The organism is Tessaracoccus luoxuelianae (genome assembly GCF_054483915.1).
In genome coordinates, this window is record NZ_CM137013.1 from 573912 (window position 1) to 592959 (window position 19048).

At 70.0% G+C, this 19048-nt stretch carries 18 protein-coding genes; 10 read left to right on the forward strand and 8 right to left on the reverse strand.

The features are described 5' to 3' along the window. Nucleotides 1-269: 269 nt before the first annotated feature. Nucleotides 270-1724 (forward strand): sensor histidine kinase, encoded by a 1455-nt coding sequence (locus ACX1D1_RS02340; protein ID WP_459055760.1) that lies wholly within the window; start codon nt 270-272, stop codon nt 1722-1724. Then, the gene (locus tag ACX1D1_RS02345) at nt 1721-2386 is read left to right on the forward strand and encodes a response regulator transcription factor (protein ID WP_182783496.1); all 666 of its coding nucleotides are present in this window, start codon (nt 1721-1723) and stop codon (nt 2384-2386) included. Before ACX1D1_RS02340 ends, ACX1D1_RS02345 begins: the two co-directional genes overlap by 4 nt. Before the next feature lie 12 nt (nt 2387-2398). On the opposite strand, the gene ACX1D1_RS02350 is transcribed toward ACX1D1_RS02345, so the two are convergent. Together ACX1D1_RS02350 and ACX1D1_RS02355 are read right to left on the reverse strand one after the other, a co-directional pair. Further along, nucleotides 2399-2764 carry a hypothetical protein gene (locus ACX1D1_RS02350; protein ID WP_182800555.1) on the reverse strand — a complete coding sequence of 122 codons (366 nt, stop codon included), beginning with the start codon at nt 2762-2764 and terminating at the stop codon, nt 2399-2401. Between the two features lie 478 nt (nt 2765-3242). Continuing rightward, on the reverse strand, nt 3243-4964 hold the full coding sequence (locus tag ACX1D1_RS02355) for a fumarate hydratase (RefSeq protein ID WP_459055761.1): 1722 nt from the start codon (nt 4962-4964) through the stop codon (nt 3243-3245). A 113-nt stretch (nt 4965-5077) separates the two neighbouring features. Between ACX1D1_RS02355 and ACX1D1_RS02360 the strand changes: the two genes are divergently transcribed. The 7 genes from ACX1D1_RS02360 (at nt 5078) to ACX1D1_RS02390 (ending at nt 11957) form a co-directional block, all read left to right on the forward strand. Beyond that, the gene (locus ACX1D1_RS02360) at nt 5078-5806 is read left to right on the forward strand and encodes an SDR family oxidoreductase (RefSeq protein ID WP_459055762.1); all 729 of its coding nucleotides are present in this window, start codon (nt 5078-5080) and stop codon (nt 5804-5806) included. Between the two features lie 28 nt (nt 5807-5834). Beyond that, entirely contained in the window at nt 5835-6251 is a 417-nt protein-coding gene (locus ACX1D1_RS02365; RefSeq protein WP_182783488.1) for a hypothetical protein, read from the forward strand. A 188-nt stretch (nt 6252-6439) separates the two neighbouring features. Continuing rightward, the gene (locus tag ACX1D1_RS02370) at nt 6440-8209 is read left to right on the forward strand and encodes an ATP-binding cassette domain-containing protein (RefSeq protein ID WP_459055763.1); all 1770 of its coding nucleotides are present in this window, start codon (nt 6440-6442) and stop codon (nt 8207-8209) included. 2 nt (nt 8210-8211) lie between these two features. Further along, complete coding sequence (locus ACX1D1_RS02375) at nt 8212-9288, forward strand: branched-chain amino acid aminotransferase (protein WP_459055764.1); 1077 nt, start codon at nt 8212-8214, stop codon at nt 9286-9288. A 20-nt stretch (nt 9289-9308) separates the two neighbouring features. Beyond that, a complete protein-coding gene (locus ACX1D1_RS02380; RefSeq protein WP_459055765.1) occupies nt 9309-9992 on the forward strand; it encodes a hypothetical protein in 684 nt (227 codons plus the stop codon). A gap of 66 nt (nt 9993-10058) precedes the next feature. Next, the gene (locus ACX1D1_RS02385) at nt 10059-11213 is read left to right on the forward strand and encodes an LLM class flavin-dependent oxidoreductase (RefSeq protein WP_459055766.1); all 1155 of its coding nucleotides are present in this window, start codon (nt 10059-10061) and stop codon (nt 11211-11213) included. 150 nt (nt 11214-11363) lie between these two features. Beyond that, on the forward strand, nt 11364-11957 hold the full coding sequence (locus ACX1D1_RS02390) for a CE1759 family FMN reductase (RefSeq protein ID WP_459055767.1): 594 nt from the start codon (nt 11364-11366) through the stop codon (nt 11955-11957). Nucleotides 11958-12014: 57 nt separating this feature from the next. Here the strand turns inward: ACX1D1_RS02390 and mshB are convergent, their stop codons facing one another. From mshB to ACX1D1_RS02410, 4 genes are all read right to left on the reverse strand, one after another. Beyond that, nucleotides 12015-12917 carry an N-acetyl-1-D-myo-inositol-2-amino-2-deoxy-alpha-D-glucopyranoside deacetylase gene (gene mshB / locus ACX1D1_RS02395; RefSeq protein ID WP_459055768.1) on the reverse strand — a complete coding sequence of 301 codons (903 nt, stop codon included), beginning with the start codon at nt 12915-12917 and terminating at the stop codon, nt 12015-12017. A gap of 174 nt (nt 12918-13091) precedes the next feature. Then, nucleotides 13092-13724 carry an HAD-IA family hydrolase gene (locus tag ACX1D1_RS02400; RefSeq protein ID WP_459055769.1) on the reverse strand — a complete coding sequence of 211 codons (633 nt, stop codon included), beginning with the start codon at nt 13722-13724 and terminating at the stop codon, nt 13092-13094. A gap of 101 nt (nt 13725-13825) precedes the next feature. Then, on the reverse strand, nt 13826-14830 hold the full coding sequence (locus ACX1D1_RS02405) for a Gfo/Idh/MocA family protein (protein ID WP_459055770.1): 1005 nt from the start codon (nt 14828-14830) through the stop codon (nt 13826-13828). Beyond that, the gene (locus ACX1D1_RS02410) at nt 14827-15822 is read right to left on the reverse strand and encodes a Gfo/Idh/MocA family oxidoreductase (protein WP_182783473.1); all 996 of its coding nucleotides are present in this window, start codon (nt 15820-15822) and stop codon (nt 14827-14829) included. Before ACX1D1_RS02410 ends, ACX1D1_RS02405 begins: the two co-directional genes overlap by 4 nt. A 292-nt stretch (nt 15823-16114) precedes the next feature. Here ACX1D1_RS02410 and ACX1D1_RS02415 point away from each other — a divergent pair, with 292 nt between their 5' ends. Next, entirely contained in the window at nt 16115-16744 is a 630-nt protein-coding gene (locus tag ACX1D1_RS02415) for a cation efflux transmembrane domain-containing protein (protein ID WP_370585769.1), read from the forward strand. Between the two features lie 108 nt (nt 16745-16852). Here the strand turns inward: ACX1D1_RS02415 and ACX1D1_RS02420 are convergent, their stop codons facing one another. Beyond that, entirely contained in the window at nt 16853-18577 is a 1725-nt protein-coding gene (locus ACX1D1_RS02420; RefSeq protein ID WP_459056532.1) for a DUF5671 domain-containing protein, read from the reverse strand. Nucleotides 18578-18593: 16 nt separating this feature from the next. Then, nucleotides 18594-19019, reverse strand: a complete 426-nt coding sequence (locus tag ACX1D1_RS02425; RefSeq protein ID WP_182783469.1) for a hypothetical protein — start codon at nt 19017-19019, stop codon at nt 18594-18596. Nucleotides 19020-19048 lie beyond the last annotated feature (29 nt).

Sequence of the window (19048 nt, forward strand, 5' to 3'; positions counted from 1 at the left end):
CGACAGCGGCAACATGAGGGCGACCAGAAGATCAGCGTGAGACCTCTCTCATCCGCGTCGTTCGCGGGTCGTGGCAGCCCGGGCTCTACCCACCCGCGCGGCTGCTGTTCCTCCAGAACGGTTCCCGACGCCCTGAGGGGCCCGAGACCACGCCTGGAGGAACAGAAACCGCGCACCCCCGAGGCGACCGTCCCGTGACTCGTCCACATGAGACGTTTCTCACGCGGCCACGCCCGGCAGAGGGCACCGGAGCGGGCAGACTGGAGCCCATGACCGACCCCGACCCCCAGGGCGCCACCCGGGTGACCATTCGGGCCCGCATCATGTGGGCGATGGTGCTGCTGGCCGGGCTGTCCCTCCTTACATCCGGCGCCATCGTGGCCGGGGTGCAGGACCGCGTGATCTCCGCGAACCTGGACGCCCAGCTGGAGCGCTCACGTGACGAGCTCAGGGTCCTGGCCACCCGGGGTGTCGACCCAGCGACTGGCGCTCCCTTCGCTGGCCCCTCAGAACTGCTGCGCACCTACCTCGAACGCACCGTCGTCGGCCCGGGCGAGGGCGAGGTGGCGTTCGTGGGATCACAGGTGCGGTGGGTGGCCTCGGAGGATGTGCCGCTGCGGCCGGAGGACGACGCCGAGTTGATCGCCATCGCCACTCCGTGGGCGACGGGCGACGAGATCATCCTGGAGCGGCTCCGCACGCCCACGGGGGACTATCACCTGCTCCTGGTGCCCGTGAAGTTCCCGACTGAGACCGGGGCCCTGCTTCACGTCGTGGACCGTGGCCTGGCCGAGGCCGAACTCCGCCGCACCATGACCGTGTACGCCGCCATCGCGCTGGCCACCATGGCGCTCGTGGTCTTCCTGGCCTGGCTCGTGGTCGGCAGGTTGCTGCGCCCGATCGAGGAACTGCGCGAGGCTGCCGAGTCCATCGACGAACGCGACCTCACCTCCCGCGTCCCGCTCCGCGGCAACGACGACCTCACCGCTCTGTCCGCGACCATCAACCGCATGCTCGACCGGGTGCAGCACTCCGTCGAGGGGCAGCGGCAGCTGCTCGACGATGTGGGCCACGAACTGCGCACGCCCATCACTGTCGTCCGAGGCCACATGGAACTCATCGACGTCCACGATCCGCACGACGTCCGGCAGACCCGCGACCTGGTGCTGGAGGAGGTGGACCGCATGGGGGTGTTGGTCAACGACCTCCTCATGCTCGCCCGGGCCGGCGAGAGCGACTTCGTCCAGCCGCGGTGGGTGGACCTGGCCGCCCTGACCGACCAGACGCTGGAGAAGTCGCGCGCCCTGGGGGACAGGGTGTGGCGCCTGGAGCGCATCGCGTCCGCCGAGGCGTGGCTGGACCCGTCACGGATCACCCAGGCCTGGCTTCAGTTGGCGGCCAACGCGGTGAAGTACTCCTCGCCGGGCTCGGCGATCGCGTTGGGGTCGCAGCTCCACCGCGGCGAGGTGCAGCTGTGGGTGCGCGACGAGGGGATCGGGATCGCGCCGGATCAGCTGGCATCCGTGCGGGAACGGTTCGGGCGGACCCGGGAAGCCGAGAGCCACGCGGCCGGCGCCGGGCTGGGGCTCAGCATCGTCGAGACCATCCTCGCCGCACACGGCGGACGGCTGGACATCGAGTCCGAGCCCGGCGTCGGGTCCACGTTCACCATCAATCTGCCGCTCGGGCCCGAGCGTGCCGTCGAGGAGGCCGACGTCTCATGAGCACGATTCTGATCATCGAGGACGAGGCGCGGATCGCGTCGTTCATTGCGAAGGGGTTGAAGTCCGCCGGGTTCACCTCGCACTCGACGGCGAGCGGCGCGGAAGGGGCATCGCTGGCGATCCACGGCGGCTTCGATCTCGTGGTGCTGGACGTCGGACTGCCGGACATCGACGGCTTCGAGGTGCTCGAACAGATCCGTGGCCAAGGGGTCGCGGTCCCGGTGATCCTGCTCACCGCGCGGTCATCGGTGGCGGACCGGGTAGCTGGCCTCGAGGGTGGCGCGGACGATTACATGCCCAAGCCGTTCTCGTTCGAGGAGCTGCTGGCGCGGATCCGGCTGCGGTTGCGCACGGACGCGGGGTCGACGGCGGGGGACCCGACGCAGCTCAGCCACAACGGGTTGTCCCTCGATCTTCGAACCCGCCGCGCGACCGTCGGAGAGAAATCGGTGGACCTGTCGGCGCGGGAGTTCGCGCTCGCGGAGACGTTCCTGCGCAACCCCGGTCAGGTGCTGAGCAGGGAGCAACTGCTGAGCAATGTGTGGGGGTTCGACTTCGACCCCGGCTCCAACGTCGTCGACGTGTACGTGAGATACCTGCGGGGAAAGCTGGGCAGGGAGCGGTTCGAGACCGTGCGGGGCATGGGCTACCGGCTGGTATGACGTGACTGCGCGTCAGTCATCGTCATCGTCCCGGTCGTCGTCATCATCATCATCGTCGTCGTCGTCGTCGTCGTAGTAGCTCGGCTTCGGGGCCGCGACGGTCTGGGGCGCCTCGGCCTCGTGGGCGGTCTGGGTCGCGGACGGCGAAGGCGTCGTCGTCGATCCGGACGTGGCGCCCGGGTAAGCCGAGTCGGACGGGGACGGTGTGGGGATGGTCGGAGTGATGGTCGATTCCGGCGACGGCGACCCCGCGGCGGGCACCATCAGGGCCGGCTCGCGAACCGGGGTGCCCGCCGGTGGGACCATGCTCGCCACCGCCCACACCCCTGCGGCTGCCACGGCGACGATCAGCGCCAACCCGGCCAGCGTCCGTTTCATGTCAGACCTCCTCGACCACACCAGTCAACACCGCCCGCATGAGCGGGGAGCGACGCGCGCATGAGAGAACTCTCATCTCCCCGTCGACTATTGGGTAGGTCTGGTGTGGTGTTGGCCACGATTTCTACCGAGTAGGCATTCGGGGAAGGGACGGGCTTTGAGTTGCGAGCGAGGGTGCGGGACGGCAGGGCGGCTGCGCGCGTGCACGCCCAACCCGACCATCACTCGACGGAACACGCCTGAGCAGACCCGGCCCGAGGCCGCCGTGACGGCACGCGCCCGGAAGGGACCACGCCACTGGAAGACGAGTGCAGGGAGACCTGACACGAGGCCCGGGCGGCTTCACTTCCCGACCACAGCCAGGCTGGCAGCAAAACGGCCGACGGTGGACCATGGCCGCCCGGGGTCGTGTCGGGGCTCCCTGCACCGGGCGCAAGGGGCTTCGACTCAGCGGCGGGCGCTGCGCGCCGCGGCTGGCTCACCCAGCGGGCGTTAAGGGTGCCATTCCTTCGCGCTTCGGGATGGTCAGGGCGATGGGCTTGTTGACCTCGGCGAAGAAATCGTTGCCCTTGTCGTCGACGATGATGAACGCCGGGAAGTCCACCACGTCGATCTTCCAGATCGCCTCCATGCCGAGCTCCGCGTACTCCACCACCTCGACGTGCTTGATGCAGTCCTGCGCCAGGCGGGCGGCGGGGCCGCCGATGGAGCCGAGGTAGAACCCGCCGTGCTTGTGGCATGCGTCGGTGACCGACTGCGAGCGGTTGCCCTTGGCCAGCATGATCATCGAGCCGCCCGCGCCCTGGAACTGGTCCACGTAGGAGTCCATGCGGCCCGCCGTCGTGGGCCCGAACGAACCGGACGCCATGCCCTCGGGGGTCTTGGCCGGGCCGGCGTAGTAGACGGGGTGGTCCTTCAGGTACTGCGGCATCGGCTCGCCGGCGTCGAGGCGCTCCTTGATCTTGGCGTGTGCGATGTCGCGGCCGACGATGAGCGGCCCGTTGAGCATGACGCGCGTCTTGACGGGGTGCTTGCGCAGTTCGTCGAGGATCTCGGGCATGGGGCGGTTGAGGTCGATGCGGACGGCCGCGCCCTGGCCGGTGCCGGTGATGCCGTCGGTCTGGGCGTCCAGCTCCTCGTCGACGTGCTCGGGCATGAAGCGGGCGGGGTCGAACTCGAGCTGCTCGATGAACACACCCTCGGGGGTGATCTTGCCGAGGCACTGGCGGTCCGCGGAGCAACTGACCGCGATCGCGACGGGCAGCGACGCCCCGTGGCGGGGCAGCCGGATGACGCGCACGTCGTGGCAGAAGTACTTGCCGCCGAACTGGGCGCCGATGCCGAGCTTGCGGGTGAGCTCCAGGACCTCGTTCTCCAGCTCGACGTCGCGGAAGCCGTGCGCCGCCATCGACCCCTCGGTGGGCAGGGTGTCGAGGTACTTTGCGGAGGCGTACTTGGCCGTCTTCATCGCGAACTCCGCCGACGTGCCGCCCACCACGATGGCCAGGTGGTACGGCGGGCAGGCCGCGGTGCCGAGCGAGCGCAGCTTCTCCTCGAGGAACTTCATCATCGACGCGGGGTTCAGGACCGCCTTCGTCTCCTGGTACAGGTAGCTCTTGTTGGCCGAGCCGCCGCCCTTGGCCATGAACAGGAACTTGTAGGAGTTCTCATGCCCGACGGCGGTGTCTGCGTAGAGCTCGATCTGCGCGGGCAGGTTGGAGCCGGTGTTCTTCTCCTCCCACATCGTCAGAGGCGCGTTCTGCGAGTAGCGCAGGTTGAGCTTGGTGTAGGCGTTGAACACGCCCATCGACAGGGGCCGCTCGTCGGTGCCCTCGCTGAGTACCTGCTGGCCGCGCTTGCCCATGATGATGGCGGTGCCGGTGTCCTGGCACATGGGCAGGATCCCGCCGGCGGCGATGTTCGCATTCTTCATGAGGTCCAGCGCCACGAACTTGTCGTTGGGGGAGGCCTCCTCGTCGTCGAGGATGTTGCGCAGCTGCTGCAGGTGCGCGGGGCGCAGGTAGTGGCCGATGTCGTGCATCGCGGTCTCGGACAGCAGCGTCAGGGCCTCGGGCGCCACCTTGAGGAATCGTCGCCCCTCAGGTCCCTCCACCGTCTCCACACCTTCGGTGGTGAGCAGTCGGTAGGGCGTCTCGTCATGCCCGATCGGCAGCATGTCAACGTAGCGAAACTCCGGCATGGGACCTCCTAGAGAGCGGTCCGACCAGTTTCTCAGACGAGGGTTGCCGCGGCATGAGTGGGGTCGGCGTTGGGGTCTACTGCTGGGCGCATGGGCGGAGTAGCGTCGTCACCATGGCCATGTTCAGGATCGACGGGAAGCGCGCCCTCGTGACGGGCGCCAGCAGGGGGATCGGGTTCGCGACGGCGAAGGTGTTACGCGAGATGGGGGCAGAAGTCACCATCGCGGCGCGCAACGGGGCGGAGCTGAAGGCGGCGGCCGAGCGGATCGGCGCCTCCTGGGTGCCCGCCGACGTGAGCCGTGAGGCAGACGTGCTGCGCCTCGTCGACCGGGCCGGTGACGTGGACATCCTGGTCAGCAACGCGGGCGGACCGCCGCCCGGGCTCCCGAGTGAGGTGTCCCCGGAGGCGTGGGAGGCGGGATTCGAGACCACCTTCATGTCGACGGTGAGGCTCGCCGACGGCGTGCTGGCGGGGATGCGGGAGCGGGGCTGGGGACGGATCGTCGCGATCACCAGCCTCACCGTGCGGCGACCGGCGCTGAACCTGCCGGTGAGCAACGCCATGCGGGCCGCGGTGACCAACCATCTGCGGACCCTGGCGATGGAGGTCGCCAAGGACGGGGTCACCTGCAACACCGTGGCCCCCGGCTACACCGCGACAGAGCGGCTCAAGCGCCTCCACACTGACGCGGCGGACGCGCAGCGCCTTCAGGCCTCGATCCCGGCGCGGCGTTTCGGCGCCCCTGGGGAGGTCGCGGCGGCGGTCGCATTCCTGGTCACAGAGGAGGCGGCCTACATCACCGGCCAGGAGATCGTCGTCGACGGCGGCTTCACCATCTGAGGGCGGCGTCGTCGTCTAGCCTGGGGGTGTGGCAGAGGAACTCACGGAGCGCCAGAAGGCGGCCAAAATCAGGCACGAGCTCACCGAGGGGCACGCGCGAGCCGAGGCTGCCCGTGCGAAGGTGCTGATCGACGAGTTCATCGTCGCCGCGCGCGCCCAGGGGCTCGAGCCCCGACCCCTGCAGGCGCGGACGCTGAGCGGTCACCCCGTCAAGACGGACAAGGTGGGCTGGTACCTGCGCACCAACCACTCCGTCGGCATCGACACCGAAGGCAACTACTACTCCCTGACCGTCCCCGGCGGGCTGATGGAGCGCCTCCGCGGGGTGAAGCTGGAGCCGACTTTGGCGCCGCTGGTGATCGGGCGCGGGGGTCGCGACGGCGAGACGGGCGACCTGAGGGAGTTCCTGGCGTGGGCGTTGGAGGGTCGCATTCCGCAGGACTGAACGCTCCTCGCGCCTCAGCCCGCTGTGGGTCGGTTGGCCAACGACGGGACGCGTGGCATCATATTTCTGACGTATTCCCTCACGAGGAGAACTCCAGTGACAGATCTGATCGGCACCGCGCCCCTGCGCTGACCCGTCGAGCTGTCCGCTCCGGTCTCAGCGCGTCCCGCTGATCGATCGGAGTTCTTTTGTTTTCAGTCACGTTCAACCGCGTCCGCCTCACCTGGCCCGACGGCACTCCCTGCCTCGATGACGTCACGCTCGCCTTCTCCCCCGGTGTCACGGGGGTCGTCGGCGACAACGGCTCCGGCAAGTCCACCCTCCTGAAGCTCATCACCGGCGAGATTGCCCCGACGGCGGGCACCGTTGTCGTCGGCGGGAGCGTGGGCGTCCTTCCCCAGAACCTGACCCTCCGCACCGACGACACGGTTGCCGACCTCCTGGGCATCCGGGCGCAGGTCGACGCCGTGCGCGCCATCGTCGCCGGGGACCCCGACCCGGCGCACTTCGACGCCGTCGGCGACGACTGGGACATCGAGGCCCGCGCCGCCGAGGAACTGGGCGCCGTCGGCCTGGACCTGGGCCTGGACCGGCCCGTCGGCACCCTCTCCGGAGGCGAGGCGATGCTGGTGGCGCTGGTGGGACTGAGCGTGCGTCGACTCGATGTGGTCCTCCTCGACGAGCCCACCAACAACCTGGACCGCAACACCCGCGTCCGCGTCTACTCGCTGCTCGAACGCTGGCGCGGCACCGCGGTGGTGGTCAGCCACGACGTCGAGCTGCTGCGTCGCGTCGGCTCGATCGTCGAGGTGCGCGACGGCGAGGTCGAGGCGTTCGGCGGCAACTGGGAGGTGTACCGCGAGGCGGTGGGTATCTCCCAGGAGGCCGCCGGGCGCGCACTCCGGGCGGCCGAGCAGCAGCTGCGCACTGAGAAGCGCCAGAAGGTCGAGGCGGAGAAACGCCTGGCCAGGCGCGAGAACGCAGGCAAGCCCGCGGCCGCGCGCGGGGTGAGCAAGGCCGCCCGCGACTTCTACGCCAACCGCTCCGAGAAGGCCATCGGTAAGGCGCGCGGGGAGTTCGACGACAAGATCGCGGCCGCGCGCTCCGCCGTCGACGACGCCGAGGCCCGGCTCCGCGACGACGAGCGGGTCAGGATCGATCTGCCGGACCCGGGTGTCGGGACGGGCCGGAGGCTGGCCGAGATCGTCGACGCCGCTGGCGCGGTTCACGTCATCCAGGGCCCGGAGCGGGTCGCGCTGGTGGGCCCCAACGGCGTCGGGAAGACGCTACTGATCCAGTCGATGGTGGCGCCGGCTGTTGTCGCGGGTCACGACCCTTCGAGACGGGCCACGCCGCTCCGCGGGTGGGCCCCCTCAGGGAGCGAGAGACGGGCCACGCCGCTCCGCGGGTGGGCCCCCTCAGGGAGCGAGAGACGGGCCACGCCGCTCCGCGGGTGGGCCCCCTCAGGGAGCGGAGCAGCCGGCTCGATCACCGCCCGCGTCGGGTACCTGCCGCAGCGGCTCGACCACCTCGACGACGCCCGCGCCGTCCTCGACTGCATCCGCGACGCCGCCCCCACCGTCGAGCCTGGCGCCATCCGCAACCGCCTCGCCCGCTTCGGCCTCCGCGGCGACGCGGCCCTCCGGCCCCTCGGCACCCTCTCCGGCGGCGAACGGTTCCGCGCCTCCCTGGCCGCGCTTCTCCTCGCGGAGCCACCCGCGCAGCTGCTCATCCTCGACGAACCCTCCAACAACCTCGACCTCGCCACCGTTGAGGTCCTCGTCGACGCACTGCGGCAGTACCGCGGCGGCCTCCTCGTCGTCTCGCACGACGACGATTTCCTCGCTCGCCTCGCCGTCGGGAGGCGCCTGGAGCTACACCACGACGGCTCGATCTCGGACGTCGTCGAACCTGTGGACAGGGCGGACGGCGGAAAATCTGGGGTCTACCATCAATGACCATGGCCACGTTCTCGCTCACCCGCACCACCACCCCCACAGCGGACGCCGCTCGCCTGGCGGCTCTCGCGGACCCGGGCTTCGGCCGCTATTACGTGGACCACATGGCGGTCATCGACTACCAGGGCGGCGACGGCTGGCAGGAGCCGCGCCTCGTGCCGATGACGGAGTGGGCGCTGCACCCCGCGGCCGCCGTCCTGCACTACGGGCAGGAGATCTTCGAGGGCCTCAAGGCGTACCGCCGCGACGACGACTCCATCTGGCTGTTCCGCCCCGAGCGCAACGCCGCGCGCTTCGTCCAGTCCGCGAAGCGGATGGGTATGGCGGTGCTGCCGGAGGAACTGTTCCTGGACTCGGTCACCCAGCTCGTCGAGCTGGAGCGGGACTGGGTGCCTGTGGGCGAGAACGAGCAGAGCCTGTACCTGCGCCCGTTCATGATCGCCTCTGAGCCGTACCTCGGCGTCCGCGAGGCCCACACCTACCGCTTCGCCGTCATCGCCACGCCGGCCGGCCCGTACTACTCGGAGCCGGTGAAGCTGTGGATCACGCCCAACTACACCCGCGCCGCCCCCGGCGGCACCGGCACTGCGAAGTGCGGCGGCAACTACGCCGCCAGCCTCGTCGCCACGCAGGAGGCTGCGGCCAACGGCTGCGGACAGGTGCTGTGGACCGACGGCGCCGAGCACAAGTGGGTGGAGGAGTGCGGCACGATGAACATCATGTTCGTCACCGCCGACGACGAACTGGTGACCCCGTCGCTGGGCTCCATCCTCGCCGGCGTGACCCGCGAATCCATCCTGGTGCTCGCGGCCGAGCACGGGCTCGAGCCGGTGGAGCGCCCCATCTCGGTCGACGAGGTGCTCGACGGCGTGGAATCGGGTCAGATCCCGGAGGTGTTCGCCTGCGGGACCGCCGCCGTCGTCACGCCCATCACCGGGTTCAACTCGCCGGCTCGGGGCGTGCAGACCGTGGCCGACGGCGTCCCGGGCCGCAAGACCCGTGAGATCCGCCAGCACCTTGTCGACATCCAGTTCGGCCGCGCCGAGGACAAGTTCGGCTGGACCCGAAAGGTCTGCTGAGGCGGTGGCATAGTGGCGGCATGAGCGCACCCCAGCCGCCGTCGAACCCTCAGCCTCCGTGGGGCGGCGGGCCTGGTCAGCCGCCCTATGGGCCTAGTCAACCGCCCTACGGTCAGGGCCAGCCTCCTTACGGTCAGGCCCAGCCATCCGCTCAGTGGCCCGGGCAGCCCGGGGCTTGGCAGCAGCCGGCGAAGCCTCGCAGCAAGCTGGGGCCCATCCTGACCGCCGTCGGCGCGGTGATGCTGGTGGCCGGTGTGGTGCTGGGGTTCTCCGTCGGGCGGAGCTTCATGCAGATCATTCCGTCGGCCAGCCAGAGCACGCCGGTGGTGGGAGAGACAGTCGTCACCGTCACAGGTGGTGACTCGCTGGTGCTCTACGCGCCCAGCGGGATCATGCCGGTCTGCGACATCATCGGCCCCACCGAGGCCGTGCCCAACATCGACCTCGGGGGCGCGAGCTATCAGTTCTCGGTCAACAACGTGAGTTACGAATCGATGGCCAGGATCGGCGGTCCGGGCGAGCCCGAGGGCGAGTACACCGTCAGTTGCGAACAGACCGGCCTCCTCATCGCGCCGCCGCTCGACGTGGGGGACATCGTCGGCTCCGTGGGCGGCCTGCTCGGCGTGATCGCGTTGCTCGGCATCGGATTCACACTGCTCGTCGTGGGGTTCATCATGTGGCTGCTCGGACGCCGCCGTCCCTGATCGGGAATAGTTTCATTTTCAACTTGTTTGGTCTATCGTAGAGGTAGCAAACAGTTTGGAGCAGTCATGCAGTTCGGCATCTTCAGCATTGGGGACATCACCACAGACCCCACCACGGGGCGCACTCCCACCGAGCACGAGCGCATCCGCGCGACGGTGGAGCTGGCGAAGAAGGCCGAGGAGGTGGGGCTGGATGTCTTCGCCACCGGCGAGCACCACAACCCGCCGTTCGTAGCGCCGGCCAACCCGACGGTGCTGATGGCTTACCTGGCTGCCCAGACCGAGCGGCTGATCCTCTCGACGGCCACCACGCTGATCACCACCAACGACCCGGTCCGCCTCGCGGAGGACTACGCCTACGTGTCCCACCTGGCCGAGGGTCGCGTGGATCTCATCCTGGGCCGCGGTAACACCGGGCCGGTCTACCCGTGGTTCGGCAAGGACATCCGCGACGGCATCGCGCTCGCGGTGGAGAATTACGCCCTGCTGCACCAGCTCTGGCGCGAGGAATCGGTCGACTGGGATGGCAGGTACCGCACCCCGCTGCACGGCTTCACCTCCACCCCCCGCCCGCTCGACGGTGTGGCGCCGTTCGTGTGGCACGGCTCCATCCGCTCGCCCGAGATCGCCGAACAGGCCGCCTATTACGGCGACGGCTTCTTCCACAACAACATCTTCTGGCCCCCGAGCCACACCCGGCGCATGGTGGAGCTGTACCGTCGTCGGTTCGAGCACTACGGCCACGGACGGGCTGACCAGGCCATCGTCGGGCTCGGCGGGCAGGTGTTCATGCGGAAGAACTCGCAGGACGCCATCCGCGAGTTCCGCCCCTACTTCGACCACGCGCCGGTCTACGGCGGCGGGCCGTCGTTGGAGGAGTTCACGCGGGAGACGCCGCTGACGGTGGGCTCGCCGCAGCAGGTGATCGAGCGGGTCCTCGGCTTCCGGGAGTACGCGGGCGACTACCAGCGCCAGCTGTTCCTGATGGATCACGCGGGCCTGCCGCAGAAGACGGTGCTGGAGCAGATCGACATGCTCGGCGAGGAGGTGGTGCCAGTGCTTCGGAAGGAGTTCGCGGCGCTGAAGCCCGCCCACGTGCCCGATGCGCCCACCCACGCCTCGCTCCTGGCCGCCCGCGCCCCCGTCGAGGAGCCGGAGCGCACCGAGCCCTCCGTCGACCGGTGGACCGGAACCCGGGCCGAGGACGACAACCGCCTCTGAGTTCCGCTCGGCGCGGGTCGGGGTTTGAGCAAATGGCACGGATCAAACCGCGAAACCGGCCTTCTTGAACGATCAAACCGCATCGACTCGTGCTATTTGCTCAAACCCCCTCCAGCCCAGCACGCCCCTTCCGCGAAAGGAACCATCCCCATGTCCCGCATCGTCGTCATCTCCGGCGGCCTCGGCACGCCGTCGTCCACCCGCGTCCTCGGCGACGCCGTGGTGTCCCGCCTCCGCGAGAACCTGCTGGAGCGAGGCGAGAGCGCCGAGGTGACGGTCGCCGAGCTGCGCGAGCTGGCCCACCCCATCGTCGACGCCATGCTCACCGGATTCCCGACCGGTGAGCTCGCCACGGTGGTCGACGCCGTGGCCCGGGCGGACGCGCTGGTCGTGGTGTCGCCCACCTTCTCCGCGTCCATGAGCGGGCTCGTCAAGAGCTTCTTCGACATCCTGGAGCCGGGCACGCTCGCCGGGAAGCCCGTGCTGATGGCCGCCACCGGAGGCACCGAGCGGCACTCGCTGATGCTTGAGTTCGCGATGCGCCCGCTGTTCAGCTATCTGGGCGCGCTGCCAGTGCGCACCGCCGTGTTCGCCGCGACCTCCGATTTCGGCGGTCCCGGCGCCGCATCGCTCGCCAGGCGGGTGAAGGAGGGGGCCGACGAGCTGGCCGCCGCCCTCGTGGCGGCGCCCCGTCAGGCCACAGACGACGGTTTCGTCGAGTTCGCCGCGCTGCTGGCGAGCTAGCACTCCACAAGAAGGGGCCCGCGATGAGCGTCATCGAGGGCCCTTTTCCTGTCCCGGTCAGCCGGCGACGTCGTCGCTCCGCAGGCCGGCGAACAGGCAGCTGGCTAGCCCGTCGCCCTTTGGGAACGGCTCCCCGGCGCCCATGAGGTACGCCTCGCCGGAGCCCGGGAGCTCCTGCATGATCCGGTAGAACTGCCAGAACGGGTGCTCGATGTCCACCTGGCTACGGTGAGAGCCCAGCGCCCGCCGGCACACGTCCAGCCACGGCGCGGTCTCGATCAGCGCCACGATCTGCGCCGGGTCCGGCCCGAAGCTGTCGGCGTCGCGCTCCTGCTCCGGCCACAACTCCAGCCCGCGCTCCTTCGCGATCAAGTACGCCTCTACCCACTTGTCCGTGTTGTGGGTGTTCCAGAGGATGCGGCGGATCTGCCACGGTGCGCCGAGGTCTGGGCGGTGCGACGGCGAGGCCGCCAGCACGCTCGCATACATGAGCACCCGGTGCGCCTGAATGTGATCGGGGTGGCCGTAGTTGCCGTGCGGATCGTAGGTGACGGCCACCTGGGGGCGGCGGCTGCGGATCACCTCGACTAGGTGGTTGGCCGCCTCGAGGAGGTCGGCGCGCCAGAACGCGTTGGCGGGCATCCCGTCCGGCACGGCCGCCTTGCCGTCGGGTCCGGTGGTCATGCCGGAGTCGTGATAGCGGCCCACGCCGCCGAGGTACACGTGATCGGTCACGCCTACCTCGCGCAGCGCCGCGTCGATCTCCATCCGACGGTGGTCGCCGAGTTGGGCGGGGGTGAAGTGCTGCCACTCGGGCAGCATGATCTCGCCGAGCTCGCCGAGCGTGCAGGTGACCAACGTGACCTGGGCGCCCTCGTCGAGGTACCGCGCCATGGTGGCGACGGACTGGCTGGACTCGTCGTCGGGGTGGGCATGGACGAGGAGGAGGCGATGGTTCACGGCCGACAGTCTACGCCGCGCCGCAAGGTAATCCAATCTTCAACTAGAGTGGCCGGGTTCCGGTCGGGGCTCCCCGGGGTCGTGCGGTAGATGTTCCTCCAGAGCGATACTCGGGACCCACAGGGCCCCGAGGACCGCTCTGGAGGAACAGCAACCGCGCCGGGCCCCCGACCCTCAGCCTTCCGACAGCCCGAGGAGAGGGCGGAGCTCGTCCAGAGTGGCGACGGAGTGGTCCGCGCGGTCTTCCACCGGCGCCTCCGGCGACTCGAGGGTCGCCGTGGCCAGCCCCGCCGCTGCGGCGGCGTCCGCGTCGATCGGACGGTCGCCCACGGCGAGGCACCCCGCCGGGTCCAGCCCGTGCCGCTGCAGCATCGCGAGGTACATCGCAGGGTCCGGCTTGCGCGGGTACCCGTCGGTGGTGGAAATGAGATCGTCCGCCTCCAGCCCGAGGCCGTCGAGCAGTGACTGCGCGCTTGCACGGTCGCGGTGGGTGACGACGAGGTTGAGTCCGCCGGCCGCCCGCACGTCATGCAGCAGCTGGCGCGCGCCCGGCATCGCCGGAGCCGGATCCAGCCGCCACTGGGCCTTCAGCTCATCCTCCGCCGCCTCGAACTCGGCCTCCGGCACCCCGAACCGAGCGGCGAGTGTCGCGACGGCGTGCCCCGTCGACACCCGCGTCAGCCGCGACACCTCAGCCACGTCCACAGCGCCGCCGTGGGCGCGGACCACCGCAGCCAGGGCGGAATCCAGGGCCGGGTAGGTGTCCACCAGGGTGCCGCCCATGTCCCAGAACACGTGTTCGTACATGGGGAGAGCTTACGACCCAGCTGGTTGAGCCGGCTGCGGCGCGCGAGCGGCCCGGTGCCGCGTCGACGCCCCCAGCGGGTGGGGCGAGCCCCACGGGCGGGTCAGGGGAGGGGGTCGCCCATGAGATCGCGGGCCCGCTCCATCAGAGTGATGGTGGACAGCGTCGCGTCCAAGGGCCGGATCGGCGATTCCGTCAGCCCCGCGCCGATGCACCGCGCCACCTCGAGCGCCTCGTGGTAGAGCCCCACGTGCGCCACCCGCTCCTCCTCCCAGCGGAGCACCTCGCCGTCACGGAACCGCACCTCCACGGGGCCAGGATGGTAGAACGGTCCGTCGAGGACGAGGGTGGCCTCGGACCCCGCGACCACCGCCGTCGTCGGCGTGTCCGCGACCATCGACGCGTGCACCACCGCCTGCCTCGACTCGCCATCAACCAGCAGCGCCGCGAACTGCCCGACGGCGCCCGTCGCGTGCCGCTGCCCGGTGGCCGCCGCGACACTCAAGCCCGGCAGAACCCAGTCCACGAACATCAGCGGGTAGGTGCCCAGGTCGTTCATGGCGCCGCCGGCCTGCGCCGGGTCCATGGCTCGGTGGTGGTCGACGAGGTACTCGCCCATGTCGGCGGCCACGGACCGGACCTCGCCCAGCATTCCACTCTCGAGGATCTGCCGGACGACGTCGTAACGCGGCAGCGCCAGCGACCACACGCCCTCCATGCAGAACAGCCCACGGCTGCGGGCCACCCCCACCAGCTCCTCCGTGTCTGCGAGCTTCGGCGTCATCGGCTTCTCCACCAGCACCGGCTTGCCGGCCTCCAGCGCGAGCCGCGCGTGGGCGAGGTGGTCGAGGTGCCCCGTCGCGACGTAGATGACATCGACGTCAGAGTTCACCAACTCCTCGTAGGAGCCGAACGCGTGCTCGATACCGAACCCGTCGGCGAACTCCCGCGACCGCTGAGTCGTCCGCGACCCCACCGCCACCACCCGCTGGCCCGTGTTGGCCAGCAGCGTGGAGACGAACTGGTGCGCGATCCAGCCGGTGCCGAGGATGCCCCAGCGCAGGCTGGGGACATCGCCGACGGGGCGTGGCTGGGGGAGCGCCCTCACCGATCGACCTCGACGAACCTGCCGCCGGTGTGCATCGATTCGACCACGGCTTCGCCCACGAGGGTGGCCCGCTCGGCGTCCTCCAGCGTGGCCACCGTCGACGGCCGACCCTCGCGCACGGAGTCCACCCACTCCTGCAGCTCCAGCCGGTAGGCGTCCGCGAAGCGCGGACGCCAGTCCATGGCGATGGGCGACGAGGTGGCGAAGTTGGCGTTGACCAGCAGCTTCGCTGGCTCGGTGACGGTGAGCACGCCGGTCTCGCAGACAGCGTCGCAGCGGATGTCGTAGCCGTACCGGGCGTTGAGGAAGACCTCGACGGTGCTGAGGGACCCGTCGGCGGTGCGGACCAGGATGAGGAACGGGTCCGCGAGGTTGTTGGCGGTGGAGCTCGGGTGGCCGGCATGCCAGCTGACCTCGGTGACGGGAGCGTCCAGCAGCCACGGAATGAGGTCGAGGTCGTGGATGGCGGAGTTGAAGACCACCGACTCGTTGGTGGCCCCCGGCCCGGAGGACACGCCGCGACCCACGGAGTGGATCATCAGCGGCCGGCCGTGCTGGCGGGACGTGATGGCCGCCTTCATGGCCACGTAGCCGGGGTCGAACCGGCGCATGAATCCGACGGCGGCGCGGGCGGTTCCGCCACCGACGGCGATGCGGTGGGCCGCGACCACCTCGGCGCAGGTGGCCGAGTCGTAGGCCAGCGGCTTCTCGACCAGCACATGCTTGCCGGCCTCGAGGCAGGCCTTGACCTGTTCCGCGTGCAGGAAGTCCGGTGAGGCGATGACGACGGCGTCCACATCGTCGGCCGTGATGAGGTGGCTCGGGTCCGTGAGGACGCGGGCGCCGGGGATTCCGGCGATGGCCGCTTCGGCGCGGTCTTTGTCCGGATCAGCGATGGCGACGACGTCGGCGCCTGCGATGAATCGATGGATGTTCTGAGCGTGATCGGCGCCCATGATGCCTGCGCCGATGACCCCGATGGAGAGACTCATTTGTCCTGACCTTTCTTGGGTGATTCCAGCCTACGCGATGCGCGGGTGTCGCGGAAGGACTTCCCCCGGGCTGAGGAGTGAGGAGCGCAGCGACGAGCCTCGAGGCCTCACTGACGTTTGCTGACAGGGTCACTTGTGTGAGGCTTCGAGGCCGCTGCGCGGCACCTCAGCCAGCGGGGGCGCTGCGCGGCACCTCAGCCGGCGGGGGCGCTGCGCGGCCCTCCGAGAGTGGGGATCCGGGGAGGGTAGACCGGCCCTGGACCCCCACTCTGCGAGGGGTACCCTGTCGGCCGTGCACGAAATCGACCCCACCCGCGTCCGCGCCCTCAAACGGACCGTCCTCATCGTCGCCCTGCTGAACCTGGGCTACTTCTTCGTCGAGAACGCGGTGGCGCTGGCCATCGGGTCGGTGTCGCTGTTCGCGGACTCGGTGGACTTCCTCGAGGACACCGCGGTCAACCTGCTGATCTTCGCCGCACTGGGCTGGCCGCTGGCGCACCGCTCCGTGGCGGGCAAGGTGATGGCCGGGATCATCCTGGTGCCCGCCGTGGCCGCGCTGTGGATGGCGATCGCCAAGTTCCAGAACCCAGACGCACCAGACCCTCTCTCGCTGATCCTCACCGCCGGCGGCGCCGTCGTCATCAACACCATCTGCGCGATTCTGCTTCTGCGGCAGCGTGACCACGGCGGCTCCCTGACCCGCGCTGCGTGGCTCGCCGCCCGCAACGACGTGATCATCAACCTCGGCATCATCGCGATGGGCATCGTCACGCTCACGCTGGTGCCCAACGGCTGGCCGGACCTGCTACTCGGGATCGGCATCCTGGCGCTGAACCTACGGGCAGCCAAGGAGGTGTGGGAGGTCGCGGAGGAGGAGAACCTCGCCGCGAAGGCGCTCGCCGGCGAGGTCGACGACGACTGATCCGCCCCCGGGCGTCGGCGCTGCGCCCCTGCCCCCTGCGCTGCGCCCCTGCCCACTGCGCGGCTGTGCCCGGCTCAATCCGGGAGGGCTCAATCAGCGTCGGGAAGGTCAGTCAGGATCGGGGCTCGCGGCGCGACGACCGCTCGGGTCAACCACCACGACCCGATGCCCACCGCCCTCGGCGAGCACCATCACGTCCAGGCCCGGATACAGGGCCAACTCGTCGGCCAACCCCGCGACATTCCAGTCCGCGGACGGGTGGTCCAACCGCCCCCACACCTCGACGTGGGCCCCCGTCGCGCGGGAGACCTCGCGGTCCACTTCCGGCCCTACTGCGCCGATGAGCACCACGGTCCTCGGCCCCCGCGGGCGCGCCGAGGCCCCGGCCACGCGATCGGCCCGGAACACCGCCCCGTGATAGGCCGACACCGCGGCCGCCCCAACCAGGGTCCCCAGCGCGTAGCGCATCGACCGCACGGTGGCCGCCCCGAGGGACCCAGCCACCACGTCCTGCAGCAGGGTGACGGCGGCCGTGATGAGCGCGATCACCGCCGCGACACCCGCCAGCCCGAAGAGCACCACCAGGTAGACCCGACGCGCGGGCGAGGCAGCCTCCGCAGTGGGATCGACGGCGGCGCCCAGGCCGACCCGCCGCCAGAACACCCACCACACGGGTGCGCCCACGACGAGCAGCGTCACCGCAGCCCAAAGCGTGTTGACCACCGGCATGCCGGCGTCGATGCCGGGGGTGAGGGCCTCGATGAGGGTCACCAGCAGGGTGCCGACGCCGACGGCGGCAGCCACCAGCCCGATGCCGGCCACCAGGTATTCGTAGACCCGCTGCGGCTCTGTGCGCGCCAGGCCTTCCTGGCCGGAGGCCAGCACAGAGCGGTGGTACCACCAGATCAGGACCCCTACCAGCAGCGCGGCCAACTCGAGCGAGGCGCTGTCGAAGTGCCCCGACGCCGTCAGATCCTGCCGGTCACCGAAGAACCACACCAGCACGCTCCACAGCAGCCGGCTGCCGGCCACCAGTGCCATCACCAATCCGCCGCCCACCCCGAGCGGCAGCACGAAGGCCAGCCACAGCGGCCGTCGGGGCAACGCAATGGCCCGCGTGGCCCAGTAGCGCATCCAGATCAGCGCCCCGACGAGCAGTGTCGCGGCTCCCTCGCCGAGCATGCCCAGCGGGCGGCCGACCGTCTCGGGCCGCAGCAGCAGGTCCAGCGAGGTGCCCAGCGTGATGACCAGCCCGGCGGTCCCGAAGGCCAGGCCCACCAGCGATCCGAGCAGCAGATGCGCGGTCTGGCGGGCCTCGTCGAGGGTCCGTCGTGCGATCTCCCAGTGGACCCACCAGACGGCAGCCCAAGGGACGAAGGTCGCGGCGGACTCCGCGTCGAGGCGCCCGTCCGAGACCAGCAGGTAGCCCACGTTCTGCACCGACGACGCCGCGACGACCGCTCCGGTGAGCGCGGCCAGCGTCACGTAGGCCACCCACATCGGGGACTCGGCCTCGGTGGGGTCCGCCTTGTGCATGCGGCGCGTCCACCAGGCCAGCAGCAGCGCCAGGGCGCCGCCGACGAACGTGAAGGCCAGCCCCCTCGCGAGTTCAGCCGACGGATCCTGCCACTGGGGCACCTCGGCGCCCAGCAGCCTCCCCAGCAGCTCGTCCACGCCCAATGCCACGACGATCACGAGGGCATACAGCACGGCGTACTGGAAGAATCGGCGCACGCTGCGGGCGTCGACGCCGGGGCCGCGGCGCCTGGCTCCCGTCGCGATCAGGGCGATGAGCCCCACCACCACCGCCAGGCTGATGAACCCGGAGACCATCTCAACCACCACCGTCCTACTTGCAGCCGTAGACAGGCCAAGGGTGACCGGTCAGCATCCACTCGCCATCCCGCGCGCGAAGCTCGAACTGTTCGCGATGCTCCCACGTATCGAGCATTCCGCCCTGGGATTCGGTGATATCGGCCACGACGATGGCCTTGTCGCCATCAACGCGGGTGTCGGCGACGGTGAGGCTGGCGCGCAGCGGCCGCTGCACCCCCGGCAGGGGGGCGGAGCAGCCGAGGGACGGATCCAGGTAGCTGACCGCCTCGTCGTCGTCGCCCCTGATGAGGGCAAGGGCGTAGAGCTGGACCACGCCGTCGGGCGTCGACGGATCAAGGTCTGGCTGTTCGCGGGTGGCGGTGAAGACGCCGGCCATGACAGCCAGGAGCGCCACTGTCGCGATCACCACCGCGAGCACCACGTTCGGGCGCGTGTTCATGCCTCCAGCGTCCTCCTGCCGCGACCCGT

Bases quoted from the DNA above. Each gene is read 5' to 3' on its own strand.
- ACX1D1_RS02385 (WP_459055766.1), top strand. From the start codon at position 10,059: ATGCAGTTCGGCATCTTCAGCATTGGGGACATCACCACAGACCCCACC.
- ACX1D1_RS02400 (WP_459055769.1), bottom strand. From the start codon at position 13,724: ATGTACGAACACGTGTTCTGGGACATGGGCGGCACCCTGGTGGACACC.
- ACX1D1_RS02420 (WP_459056532.1), bottom strand. From the start codon at position 18,577: ATGGTCTCCGGGTTCATCAGCCTGGCGGTGGTGGTGGGGCTCATCGCC.
- ACX1D1_RS02390 (WP_459055767.1), top strand. From the start codon at position 11,364: ATGTCCCGCATCGTCGTCATCTCCGGCGGCCTCGGCACGCCGTCGTCC.
- ACX1D1_RS02350 (WP_182800555.1), bottom strand. From the start codon at position 2,764: ATGAAACGGACGCTGGCCGGGTTGGCGCTGATCGTCGCCGTGGCAGCC.
- ACX1D1_RS02345 (WP_182783496.1), top strand. From the start codon at position 1,721: ATGAGCACGATTCTGATCATCGAGGACGAGGCGCGGATCGCGTCGTTC.
- ACX1D1_RS02375 (WP_459055764.1), top strand. From the start codon at position 8,212: ATGGCCACGTTCTCGCTCACCCGCACCACCACCCCCACAGCGGACGCC.
- ACX1D1_RS02380 (WP_459055765.1), top strand. From the start codon at position 9,309: ATGAGCGCACCCCAGCCGCCGTCGAACCCTCAGCCTCCGTGGGGCGGC.
- ACX1D1_RS02360 (WP_459055762.1), top strand. From the start codon at position 5,078: ATGGCCATGTTCAGGATCGACGGGAAGCGCGCCCTCGTGACGGGCGCC.
- ACX1D1_RS02425 (WP_182783469.1), bottom strand. From the start codon at position 19,019: ATGAACACGCGCCCGAACGTGGTGCTCGCGGTGGTGATCGCGACAGTG.
- ACX1D1_RS02355 (WP_459055761.1), bottom strand. From the start codon at position 4,964: ATGCCGGAGTTTCGCTACGTTGACATGCTGCCGATCGGGCATGACGAG.
- ACX1D1_RS02340 (WP_459055760.1), top strand. From the start codon at position 270: ATGACCGACCCCGACCCCCAGGGCGCCACCCGGGTGACCATTCGGGCC.
- ACX1D1_RS02410 (WP_182783473.1), bottom strand. From the start codon at position 15,822: ATGAGTCTCTCCATCGGGGTCATCGGCGCAGGCATCATGGGCGCCGAT.